This is a genomic window from Phocaeicola plebeius DSM 17135 (genome assembly GCF_000187895.1).
GTDB lineage: Bacteria > Bacteroidota > Bacteroidia > Bacteroidales > Bacteroidaceae > Phocaeicola > Phocaeicola plebeius.
This window is the reverse complement of sequence record NZ_DS990134.1, coordinates 629,799-642,490: the sequence shown is the minus strand read 5'-3', so window position 1 is coordinate 642,490 and position 12,692 is coordinate 629,799. Positions and strand designations below refer to the sequence as shown.

The following is a 12,692-nucleotide window of genomic DNA, read 5'->3' as shown; positions in this document are numbered from 1 at the left end:
CTATCTTATATTTTTCATTTTATATTTTTCATATCTCCTGCAAACAACGTGCATGAATCATTATAGAAGTTCAGAAAATCATCTGCCGACGGATGTCCCGGATAAGGCGCATAATAATGATTTTCTCTTTCACGTGCATTTCTCCATACCAGCACATAACTTATCGGATACTTCTCTATTACCGGCATCAAGGTTTGTGTCCACCATACCGAATCAGGAATTGTTTCATAACCCGTTTCGGTTACAGCCATCACCTTTTTATGTGCTTTACTTACCTGCGACATAATAGTAAGTGCATTATCTAAACTCTTTACATAAGTATCTTTATCAAATTGATATGCATCTACTCCTATTAAGTCGATAATATCATCACCCGGATAACGCTCCAGATACTCCACAGAATCTTTAGGCTCCGTACCCGGAGAATAAGCATACAACAGCTGGGTAGCTCCCTTTTCCTGCATGCGTTCGTACGTCATCCGCCAAAGTGCTTTATAATCTTCCGTAGAGCAAAGATTTTGTCCCCACCAGAACCAGCTGCCCGTATGCTCATGCCACGGACGGAAAAGGACTGGTACCTTTACTCCTTCCGGAGTTTGTATTGAGTTCAGATAATCGGCCACTTTATCCAGCCAACCCATAAACTTGTCATGATTCACTCCTCCAGGCAGTACAGATTTCACAACCGTTGAATCACTCACATCCCATGAATCTTTTCCTGTTACCGGATTATCCACGTGCCAGCTGAAAGACGACATTCCTCCGCGTTCATATTGCGCCACAACTTCTTGCCGGATACGGTCTAGAGATACATTATCCAGGTTCTTATCCCCATAAATTTCAATACGTCCCAAATCAAAAGACATCATGGCTGGATAGTCACCACACACACTTTTCACATCGCTGCGCGCAGAATCGCCATCCCAACCAATGCCGTACACCGGATCATCATGATGACCAAACATGAATTGTCTTTGCTGCGGTATAGCTTTCAATTTATCTAACATCACCTGAGCTTCCGGACTATCAGTCTCAACAGTTGTTTTATTACCACTCGCACAAGCAACAGATAAACACATCGTTATTCCTAAAATTAGTTTTGAAGAATTTTTCATAAGAATCAGCTTTAAAATTACATAGCACAAAGGTAGGGTTTACCTTCCATCCTTTCTGATACAATTTTAGCAAAAGCAGATAGTAAAATATTTATTCAAAGAAATTGGAAAACTCTGTATGCAGAAAGTCAAATCTTTTTCATACAGAGCTTTATCAATCATTATCTCATAATCTGCTCACCGCTTCCTTCACCGCTTCACGATCCAATACATTCTCTGACTGGAATGCAGCTTTCCACCAAGCCTTATCGGCATGAGGTCTTGCTTCAGTTCCTTCACCCGCATTGCCATACCATGGCATAAACCACGACCATGCAGCTCCATTGTTCCACTGTGCTTCTATATTTCCAATAGGTGCATTTTTACTTGCATCATTAGAATCTGCATAATATCCGCACTCTGTCAAAGCAATCATCCGATCACCATACAATGCTGTCAACGCCTTAAATTCTTCCGCACATTCTTCCGCAGTCTTTCCATACAAGTCGCGACCGATAATATCCACATATTCGTCACCAGGATACCAGTTTGCATCATCCTTATTTTCAGAAGTCCATATCCAAATCAAATTGTCCAGACCTTGTTCTTTAAAATAGGTGAACATCATTTTCCAAAGAGCCTTAAAACTCTCCGCATCTTTTCCCCACCAGAAGAACTGACCGGCCGCTTCGTGTAACGGACGCCACAGCACAGGAACCTTCGCTTCCTTCAGTTTTTTCAACATGTTGGCAACTTTCTCCAAATCCGCTTTTACAATACTATTCTCCCATGTCCCTTCTTCTGTAGCTTTTTGAGCATTAAACACAGTTTCCGACAATGTAGCCGTATAATCATCAATATTACTATCTGTATTTTTAGGAACATTCCAATGCCACATGCAAGATACGATACCTCCTGCGTTTGCCCAATTTGTCACCGGAGAAATATCAGAATAGTCAATCCAGTTTTCTCCTGAATACCGAATATGCATATAATCAAACGTATTCAAAGCCGGGTAATGTCCTGTCCATGTATTGACTTGCTCAGCCTCATCCGTATTCCATGCTACATTCGCCATTATACCGGAAATTGTTTTCTTCCCATAGTTTTCTATCAGGAACTTATACAATTTTTCTGCTTCCGGTGATGTGGCCATAACTAAATTAGAATGTAAATCCAGCGTACTGAAATTCAAAGAAAATGCAGGAGCAGGCATTTGGTTAGGACCTGTCACCAGCCCTTCCGGAATAGTTATCGTATAGTCTGTAGCTCTTGAAGGTGCACTCACTGTTAACGTCAATGTATCATTTTTACCATAGACAATCCCATTACGAATATGCCCGTCGTTAGTCACTGTGATTTGAGTCGTATCAGCTGTAGAAAAGAATACATTCTTATCATAAGCTATTTTCAATGTAAAATCGCCGGCTTTCACAGAAGCTCCATCTGCCAAAGAAGAATAAACCAGTACCGGAGCATCTACAGCTGGGACATCATGTTCCACCTCGGTGTTGCAGGCAATCAAAGCAACAGGAGCTGCCAGTAGACACATCCATTTCATTATATTTGTTTTCATACGCATATTCATTTAAAAATCTTTATTTTAAAGTTATTTTGGTCATTGTAAAGTTACAACCGGTCACTACTAAACCACTATTGTTATCCTTTGATAAGACCTCTAAATCTTCTGCCGTTAATGTCGCAGAAAAACTAGTAGAACCTGCAGCTAAACCTGTAGCTGGAATTGTAGGCAATTCAGCCCAGCCAATGCCACATCCACCTAAGCGAATCTGCCAGTCGGTAACAGCAGTATCTAAAGTATAATAAACAGTTATAATTGTACCAGGCTGCACAGAACCCCAATCATAGCCATTCCATCCAAGATCCTGATTGCCGTTCCAATTTGTAATTGCAAACGAACCTTCCCAAATCACAGTTTCAGGACGTACTGCAGGTACAAACGAAATGATATATTCAATTGTCTTATCGCCAGAAGTCAATTCCAAAGAAGAGTTTGAGCCAGCAGTATTCGGTATCTGAATCATTAATTGATTTCCTGTAAGAATATACTGCACTGGAGTTCCATTAATGTTGACAGCAGTCAGTTTAGCCCCATTTGCAACCTCCACCGTCATAATTTCTCCAGCATGATATTCACCTTCCAACCCACTTATTACATAACAACCAGATGGTGCAGTAACAGTCAGATTCAGATCAGATACCTGTTCTCCATTAGACATCTTTAAAATAACATTGCCACTTTGAGCTAAAGCCGGTACAGATACAATCAGTTGATTAGAAGATTGCGAAATAATCTCTCCTTCCAAATTACCTGTAAACACCACGCCTGATACCAAATCCAGGTTATCTCCCGTAATTGTAGCTTGTTCACCAGCTTTCACTTCACCCACACACGATAAATTAGAAGGTTTTGCAGTCTCAATTGCTATGCTAACAGTCGCTCCACTTCCTGTATTCAATGTTAAATTACCGCTGACAGTTCCTTCCGGAACCACAACTGTCACCTTTGTAGAAGTAGAAGAAGAAGGTATAGTTTCTTCTGTAACTCCCGGAAATAACACAGAGGTTATTAATTCCATATTTTTACCCGTCAGTTCCAGTAATTGTGCAGCACGAATACCATCAGCCGATGTAACGACTACGTTCTCTGGAACAGCTACCTTTATTTCAGCTACAGCAACTTCTACACCAGAAGCCGTAACAGCAAACACAGTTCCATTGCTCACATCTTCAGGAAGCGTGAAAGTGACCGACTTGTTTTCTTCTGAGTACACAAATGAAGCAGCTCCTCCATTAGGCATCCGTACCTCCTTCACTAAATCTAAATTCTCACCTGTCACCGTCACCTTATCTCCAGGTTTTTTCTCAGATAAATCAATCACTTCACTCACAGAGGGTATTACAACTTGCAATTCAAGTTCTGAATAGATCCAGTTAGGGAACTCTGCTCCATCAGAAAGAATAATCTTTCCGCTTTGTGCTTCTGCAGGTACAAGCACCTGAATCTCATTCCGGGTATGCTTTAAAAATACATTCTCCCCTTCCACACTCTCCTGTCCTGTCGTTTCATCAGACACAATCACATTATCTGCAAAAATTACCTGATGTATCAAATTCAGATATTCACCTTTAATAGTCAGCACATCGCCTGGTCTTACACTCTCAGGAGAGAAACTTTCCATTGAAATAGGCTCAGAATAAGTCAATTGAGTTTTTGTAACGATATGTTCTCCATTACGAAATACCAGTGTTACATAACCCGGTTCAGCTGTTTGAGGAACAGTTATCCGAATTTCTTCTGAACTAACAACTTCTATATCTGTAATATCATCACATCCGGGAATTTGTACAGCTGTAACTTGATCCAGTCCACAACCTAGAAAACGGAGAATACCTCCACGTGCAACCGGACTCGGTCCAAATACATTCAAACTGATACCTCCTTTATACTGATTGGTATCCACATCGTTGGTATCACAAGCGGTGAATGTCAAGGAACTCAACAGAATGAAACAAAGCATCCACCATGCTGAAAAGTTATATATTTTATTCATACGTCTACGCCTTTAAATATTATTCTACTGGAACCACCCGAATATTATCCATGCAAATAATTGGTTCACATTCTTTACCGTCAACTCCACCTCCACGCAGGAAAATGCTTAAACCAGCGAATCTGTCCTGAGTAAATTCTGTATCACTGGCTAGTCCAGAAACTAATTTATTAAATTCGGACATTTTGAGTGTAACCGTAACCCATTGATTATTTGTATCGTATGAACCAGTTTCTTCCCAAGGAACCCAAACACCACGAGGAGCCTTTCCTTCTTCATGACTTTCATCATCATTCCAGATGTAATCCTGTGTCTGGTTACTCATAGAAACTTCATCCAATGAGGTGAATCGAATTTGCATGCCTTCAGCCATCCATGGATTAGAAGTCGGAACATATACTTCAAATTTCAATGCTAATTCCTCAATTTTATAATCTTCCAGCATTTCCTTAAACTGAGGTAAGTTATAAAGAGGTACACAACCTTCTGTCGCATTCGGATCGGGCCAATACATCATCAGATACTCTCCTGGAGTTTGCCATTGTCCACCAGAAAGGGTGGCAGGCCCCATCACCATATACTTTCCATCCACAGGAGGAACAGAAGGAAGAATCTGTCCTTTCTTTTCATTGTCGCCATTCCAAGAATTTCCTGCAGCCAAAGCACCTTCATATTTTCCATCCCAGTCAAACAGAATATTACGTGTATCTTTGTACTGGAAAACTGATTGTCCGGTTCCGTAAATTGACTTCACACGGATATTTCCTTGCACCGCCCCCTCAGGTACTATAAATTTGACTGCCGTTTTCGTGATACTTGTAATCTGCTCTCCTTCTACAGTAATATCTCCAGGCATGGAAATAGTCAAAGGGACATTCGGATCATCTACAAAATAATCACCATACAATACGGCTTCACTTCCAGCTGAAGCATATTCACAACTCATAGAACTAACCACCGGAGCAGGAACCATCACATTAAAATCAAAATCCACTTTAGCCCCAGACTTGGTAACCATATAGATTTTATTGGTCACTTCTTCTGGTATGTTCTTAGGAATATCCACCAAAACAGTATGGTCTGTCATATAACTTGTATTCAAGGTAGCTTTCTGATCATTGAAATAAAGTTCATAGATACTACGCAAGTTATCTCCCACCAAACAAACCGTATTTCCCAGATAGGCTCCTACAAGTAATGAGTCTGCTTCTTCCGGCAATGGAGAGCGCACATATTTCAAAGTAGGAACTCCGTCTGCAATTTCATATTTATCCGGCTGATCTTCACAAGCAGTCATAAAACAACCCATCATAGCCAATGCTGCCACAAAGAACCAATTGATATATCTTGTTTTCATTTTATGTATCATTTAAAAGATTAATAACTATACTCCGTACGCACATCCACATGTACGGGATCTTCCATCAAATTAGGATTAAATACCACATCCTCTGAGGGGAACGGCAATGTAAAGCTTTCTTTTGTTACATTAGGCACCTTTGGATTATCAGTATAATGCTGATCTGAAGTAGCATTCCAAGTCGTCTGTCCGGATTCATAATAGGATTTATACAACGTATTCAAGTTGTCGTATACATCACGTTTCTGATTTACAAGTTCATTAATCGCTCTTGATGAATCATAATAAGACAAACGTACAAAATCATACCAACGGTCTCCTTCACAAGCCAGTTCCAGACGACGTTCCTTCCAGACATCTTCCCAGGAAACAGAAGCTGGCAATTTGTATTCACTTACCGCACGATGACGTACTTGCCAGAATACATCTCTGGCCTTTTCACTCGTGGTTGAGCCCTGATTTCCAATTACTGCTTCTACATAAATCAGATATACATCGGCCAAACGCAGTAAATGGGTACTCAAGCTACTGGACATACTTGCAGCTGATACACCCAGACCTTTCATGTGATCGTTTGCATTACCATACAAATGCTTCACCTCATTGGCTCCTGTCGGACTCTGCAATTCCCCGGGACCACCTTTACCATAACCATCCTTATCGTAGATGAAGTTGATATAATCGAAGCCCCCTTTATCCTGCCAGAAATATTCATATTTATCGCCTGCCATCATCATGGTTGCTTTACGACGAGTATCAATAACCGATTTGTCGCGGTCCTTCGGATTCTGGTCCGGAGTAACTCCAAAAGCCAGCTGTAGGTCAATGGAAGGACCATTATAACCACCCCAGTTATCTCCAAATTCATCAAATCCCACCATGGCCAAGTCCGACTGTAATGTATTTTGCGCCGTGTACTGACCGCTTGCCGCATCCCAACGCCAGCCAATCAGACTTTCTTCACAGTTATTATTCTGCAAACGGAATATATCTGCATAGTTTTCCATCAGTTTGCGGCCAGAGTTATCAATCACATCTTCTGCCAATTCCTTAGCTTTATTCAAAGCCGCCTCATCACGCATACCGTTTTGACCTACGCCTGACTTTGTCAAATAAACCTTTGCCAGCAATCCTTCAGCTCCATAATAATCTATACGTCCGGCATCACCTTTCATGACATTTCCATCCTCATCTTTAAACAATTCCATTGCTTTCTCCAATGTCATGACAATATATTCATAGACATCAGCCAGCATGACCTTCTTTTTGTCATTATAAGTTCCATCTGCCAGTTCTTTGGAATTATCATGTACAATAGGTACAGCTCCGAAAGTACGTGCCAGATAGAAATAAGCCATAGCTTTCCAAGACAAACACTCAGCCATACACTGTCTTCTGACATTCTCAGAACAGTTAGCAGTTTGCAGAGTCTTGTACACCGTATTACAATAGGCAATCACAGACCACAAGGAATAAGACATATTAACCAAATCCTGATCCGTTCCATTCACTGTGAAATCCAGATAAGGACTTTTCCCCCAATAATAATTACCAGACATCACTTCACCCACTTTAAAGAAACCACGCTGGAAATCATACCATGGAGAGTTATACAAGAAATTGACTCCCTGCACGCACTGGGTATCATTCTGGTAAAAATTAGATTGATTATAATTATCTTCAGTCGGTCGATCCAGAAAATCATCACAAGAAGTTGCTCCCATACCAAAGACCGCAGCCAAAGCCACATATTTAATATTCTTGATTTTCATATACAGTCAAATTTAACAGGTTAAAAAGAAACATTCAGTCCGAATGAATAGACAGTAGGCGACGGATAACGTCCGTAATCCAATCCATACACATTAGTGCTTTGCGTACTGGCTCCGATTTCAGGATCGTAACCATCATATCCTGTAATTGTCAATAAGTTCTGAATATTCGCATAAAGTCGTAAGTTATTAATACCAAACTTCTTGATTAATTTACTTGGGAAAGTATAACCCAGTGTAATATTCTTCAAACGGATGTAAGAACCATCTTCCACATAACGGTCGCTAATACGGTCATTGTCGTTCGGGTCCTGAATAGAAGCACGAGGAATAACAGCTTCCGGATTAGAGACACGCACATTAGTCACATCATCATACCAATACTGGCCGGCAGGATAAACTTTATCCGGATCAATCGGTTCCAGTCTGGCACGACCCGTTACCGAGTTCAACTGATTTTCCCATGCAGAATTCATGTGAGTAAGCTGCATACCCAAATAATTCATTACCTTATTTCCATAAGAACCATTAATAAATATCGACAAGTCAAAATCCTTGTAACGGAATGTATTGGTCCATCCAAAAGTAAATTTCGGCATCGGAGAGCCCAAGTTCGTCTTATCATATTCATTAATTACTCCATCAGGTTTTCCATCCGGACCACTAATATCCTTATATTTGATGTCACCCACCCAAACTGTATTCTTTCGGTTAAACACTCCGTTTGACGGATACTGCTCTGGTTTCGGAGATTTCTGCAGGTCTTCATAATCCTGATAAACTCCATCACATACATAACCATAGAAATTATACAATGACTCACCTACATTGGACACACTAACTACGTCATTCCATTGTCCATAGCCAACAATTTGTGCATTGGCCGTTCCACTCAATGCCTTTAATTTATTCTTATTGAATGAAATCTGGAAATCGGAATCCCACTGGAACTTTCCAATTAACGGATGCGTGTTGAGTGAAATTTCCACACCGGCATTCTCAATACTACCATAGTTACCATAAGGAGGATCCAAACGGCTGCTGGTATTCCCCTGAGTTCCCATATAAGAAGGTAACTGCAAAGCCATCAACATGTCATTTGAAACCTTTTTATACCAGTCTACAACCAAATTAATACGGTCCTGAATGAATCCCAAATCCAGTCCTACATTCCACTGTTCCTGAGATTCCCACTTGATGCTGGTATTCGGAATATTTTTCGGACGATATCCCGTTCCGAGACTTGAACTCATTTTTACGATAGAAGTTCCCCACAAATATCCTCCAATATTTGCATTACCGGTCTGTCCCCAGCCTAAACGTAATTTACCATTACTAATTACACCAGACAAAGGCTTAAAGAATTCTTCATTTGAAAAACGCCACGAACCAGCAAGTGCATGGAAGCCTGCCCAACGGTTATCCGGGCCAAAGTTTGAAGAGCCATCGTAACGGTAAGTGTAAGTTCCGTAATAACGGTTATCGTAATTGTAAGTCAGACGAGTAAAGAACGATGCCATGGCTGAACTGCCAAACCCAGAACCAATTACTGGAGTAGCGGTACCTAAAGCCGGATTATGCACGGCATCAGAAGGCAAACTGGTATTAGTTACACTGATATTATCATAATTAGACGCCCAACATTCCTGGCCCAGCATGGCCGTAAAATTATGCTTGTCTATCATGCCGCTATACGTAACATAATTCTTGAGTTGCCAAAATGTACTGCTGTTCTTCTGAATACTACTATAGTTACTGTCGCGCTTCCAACTACCAAAGTCCACCATAGGTTTATAACGTTCACCTTTGGAAGCACTAATATCATAACCCAGTTCCGCATGCCACACCAGATTCTTTATTGGTGTAACCTCAAAGAAGATGTTACCTGTCAACTTCTGGCGGTTCAGCAGCACCTGATCCATCATAGCCATGGCTATCGGGTTCGGATTCGTGTAACCTTCACGCACAATGGTTGCATAATTTCCGTCAATATCATAAATAGGAATATCAGGGACAGTTTTCAATGAATAATTAATAATACCCTGTTCACCATCTGCCAGTTTCAGATCTTCATCCGTAGATGAATAAGTAGCACTCAATCCCAGTTTCAACCAGCTTTTTAACTGAGAGTCCAAATTCACACGGAAAGAATAACGATTAAAGTTGGATCCGATTAACGTACCATCCTGATCCATATAAGAAGCGGAAACATAATATTTAATTTTTTCCGTACCTCCTTCAGCAGAAACCTGATGCTGGTGTTGCAATGCAGTCTGGAAAACCGCATCCTGCCAGTTCGTTCCTTTACCCAAGATGGAAGGATCGGCATAATACCCGTTCACATCCAATTCGCCCACTTGCACAAATTCATTGTAATAATTAGCGAACTCACGCAAGTTCATCATATCCAGCCGTTTGGTCTGTCTCTGTACAGCCAGCATGCCATCATACGTAAATTTAGCCTCACCAGCCTTACCTCGTTTAGTCGTAATCAATATCACTCCATTTGCTCCTTGCGCTCCATAAATCGCAGTTGCCGAAGCATCCTTCAAAATTTCCATTGAGACAATATCGGCAGGGTTAATGGTAGAAAGCGGAGAAATGGTAGATACAGAACCATTACCTAAAGCATCTCCCAAACCAAAATCTGCGCCCGAAGCACCTCCTCCCTGTACAATTACTCCGTCAATCACATATAGAGGTTCCGCATTGGAATTAATGGTAGCTTGTCCACGTACACGGATAGAAGACGAAGAACCCGGAGCTCCTGAAGTACTTACGGCAGAAACACCCGCTGCACGTCCCTGTAAAGACTGGTCCAGGTTGGTAATCACAGAACCTTTTATCGCATCTTCCCCCACTGATACAGAAGCACCAGACAAGTCACTTTTCTTCATGGTTCCATAACCCACTACCACCACTTCATCCAAAGTCTCGGAATCTTCTTTCAATACAATATGTAAAGATGTCTGGTTTGTGACCTTTATGGTTTGTGTAACATAACCTATATAAGAAATCTCCAGTGTAGCTCCAGAAGAAACGTTTAGTACAAAATTACCATCAATATCCGTAATTACCCCATTAGTTGTTCCTTTTTCCAGAACATTCGCTCCAATCACAGTTTCACCGGCAGCATCAACTACTTTTCCTTTGATCTGCCTTTTCGCTTGCTGCAACACTTCCGATGCATGAAGTTCAGAAGCCTGCACCTGATACACATTTCCCATAGAGACCATGGCAAATGCACCAGCAACCAGCGCACATCTTTTTACATTTTTATTCATAGTGTATCACTTGTATGATTAATAATTCTTCATCAATAGATATATGCGAAAAGCCAACAAACGGAATCCTCTCTACATAATATCAGATTAAAAGTCGCTTTATATTACAAATTTCTTACAACCACAAAGGTAGAAACAATCACATTGTAATAATGATACAATTTTATCTATCACTTGTATAAACAAATCACCGACTGTTCCTTCTCTTCCTTCTACCCTGCACAATCATCAACCGGATTCTGTCCCTTCATGAAATGTGTGTATTCAACTTCTATTATATCATTCTTCATTTGCTTACATGCAAACAAAATATTCACACAACTCCGAGGCAATAGAAAAGAAATTCGTTTCTGCATACTTATTAGATTTATTTCAACGCTGCAAAATTAGCCGATAAGCACTGATAAAAATGATATAATTTTATCATATACTGATTGAGTTTCATTTATTCCCCATCTAAACAGAAAAATGGCCCTCTTTTCTCAATACCTGATAAAAAGAGGGCCTTCCTTAATTATATATTATACCATTAAATAATAGTACGTTTCTTTCTATAATTATCTCTAAACTCTTTTGGAGAACATCCTTTCTTCTTTTTAAATATGCGATTGAAATTAGATAAATTATTAAAGCCACACTCATAACAGATTTCAGCTACTGCCATCGTTGAATCAACAAGCAGACGCGTGGCATAGCCCAACCGCAAATCAATAATGTAATCTGACAAATTCTTACCTGTACGCAACTTAAAGAAACGACTGAAAGATACTTCGGTCATACCTACCATATCAGCCAGCTGCTTCAGCTTTATTTCCTCTTGATAATGCTTTCCTATATAGTCTTGTACTCTTTGTACACGCCTACTGTCTGAATGCACCTCTATTTTGGCAAACGAAGAACTTGAAAGAGTACGCGCCTGGTCAGTAAACAAAGAAAGTTCATAAAGCAAGGTCAGGAAATGTACCACGGCATAAAACCCTTTCATCTCAGGAAGCTTGTCAATCAATGAATATACTTTCATCATGGCATCCATGGGAAAACAAAGCCCATACTGTGCTTTATCCAGCATTTTACGAATCATATCAAACTGATTCGTTTCCACCAGTCCACTCATAAAAGAAGGAACAAACTGAATAGTTATTTCCCGGATATTTTCTGAGGTACACGTATTTTGTTCCCACACATGCTCCAAATCAGGACTCGTAATTAATACCAAATCATAATCACCTATCACTTCAGCCGAATCCCCGACTACACGACGCACTCCTGGTGCATGCTCCACAAAATTCAGTTCAAACTCACGGTGGCAATGCATAGGATATGTAAACTCTTTCTTATGCCGATCGGCAATGTAAAAGCAATCTTTATCTGAAAGAGGAGTTATTTCTCGTATAAAATTCTCATTCAACAACTTTTCCATAGCAGTACGTTTAAAGAGGGACAAAATAAGGCCATAATTAAAAGTTATTATTCTCAGAAAAAGCGTCTCATTCTCTATTTTTCTGTTTCCCACAAAAATAAGATAAAAACATATCAGTTTTATCACAAAACAACACCTATTTTTGCAGACAAATAAATAATTAAACAAAATCTATTATCAAAACTGA

General features: G+C 40.2%; 7 protein-coding genes. All 7 read right to left on the bottom strand.

Translation table 11 applies throughout. The features are described 5' to 3' along the window. Nucleotides 1-14 precede the first annotated feature (14 nt). The 7 genes from BACPLE_RS17400 to BACPLE_RS17370 all read right to left on the bottom strand — a co-directional run bounded on the left by BACPLE_RS17400 (nucleotide 15) and on the right by BACPLE_RS17370 (nucleotide 12,505). On the bottom strand, nucleotides 15-1,115 hold the full coding sequence (locus BACPLE_RS17400) for a glycoside hydrolase family 26 protein (protein ID WP_007564370.1): 1,101 nt from the start codon (nucleotides 1,113-1,115) through the stop codon (nucleotides 15-17). A gap of 166 nt (nucleotides 1,116-1,281) precedes the next feature. Beyond that, entirely contained in the window at nucleotides 1,282-2,670 is a 1,389-nt protein-coding gene (locus tag BACPLE_RS17395) for a glycosyl hydrolase (protein WP_081458146.1), read from the bottom strand. Between the two features lie 22 nt (nucleotides 2,671-2,692). Next, nucleotides 2,693-4,669, bottom strand: a complete 1,977-nt coding sequence (locus BACPLE_RS17390; protein ID WP_007564366.1) for an IPT/TIG domain-containing protein — start codon at nucleotides 4,667-4,669, stop codon at nucleotides 2,693-2,695. Between the two features lie 19 nt (nucleotides 4,670-4,688). Beyond that, nucleotides 4,689-6,026, bottom strand: a complete 1,338-nt coding sequence (locus BACPLE_RS17385) for a glycan-binding surface protein (protein ID WP_040313378.1) — start codon at nucleotides 6,024-6,026, stop codon at nucleotides 4,689-4,691. Between the two features lie 20 nt (nucleotides 6,027-6,046). After that, the gene (locus BACPLE_RS17380; RefSeq protein ID WP_007564361.1) at nucleotides 6,047-7,801 is read right to left on the bottom strand and encodes a RagB/SusD family nutrient uptake outer membrane protein; all 1,755 of its coding nucleotides are present in this window, start codon (nucleotides 7,799-7,801) and stop codon (nucleotides 6,047-6,049) included. Between the two features lie 20 nt (nucleotides 7,802-7,821). Beyond that, nucleotides 7,822-11,085 carry a SusC/RagA family TonB-linked outer membrane protein gene (locus BACPLE_RS17375; protein WP_007564359.1) on the bottom strand — a complete coding sequence of 1,088 codons (3,264 nt, stop codon included), beginning with the start codon at nucleotides 11,083-11,085 and terminating at the stop codon, nucleotides 7,822-7,824. A gap of 529 nt (nucleotides 11,086-11,614) precedes the next feature. After that, nucleotides 11,615-12,505 carry an AraC family transcriptional regulator gene (locus tag BACPLE_RS17370; protein ID WP_040313377.1) on the bottom strand — a complete coding sequence of 297 codons (891 nt, stop codon included), beginning with the start codon at nucleotides 12,503-12,505 and terminating at the stop codon, nucleotides 11,615-11,617. Nucleotides 12,506-12,692: the final 187 nt, after the last annotated feature.

Coding starts and splice junctions, on each gene's coding strand:
- BACPLE_RS17385 (WP_040313378.1), bottom strand. CDS start 6,026: ATGAAAACAAGATATATCAATTGGTTCTTTGTGGCAGCATTGGCTATG.
- BACPLE_RS17370 (WP_040313377.1), bottom strand. CDS start 12,505: ATGGAAAAGTTGTTGAATGAGAATTTTATACGAGAAATAACTCCTCTT.
- BACPLE_RS17400 (WP_007564370.1), bottom strand. CDS start 1,115: ATGAAAAATTCTTCAAAACTAATTTTAGGAATAACGATGTGTTTATCT.
- BACPLE_RS17395 (WP_081458146.1), bottom strand. CDS start 2,670: ATGAAAACAAATATAATGAAATGGATGTGTCTACTGGCAGCTCCTGTT.
- BACPLE_RS17390 (WP_007564366.1), bottom strand. CDS start 4,669: ATGAATAAAATATATAACTTTTCAGCATGGTGGATGCTTTGTTTCATT.
- BACPLE_RS17380 (WP_007564361.1), bottom strand. CDS start 7,801: ATGAAAATCAAGAATATTAAATATGTGGCTTTGGCTGCGGTCTTTGGT.
- BACPLE_RS17375 (WP_007564359.1), bottom strand. CDS start 11,085: ATGAATAAAAATGTAAAAAGATGTGCGCTGGTTGCTGGTGCATTTGCC.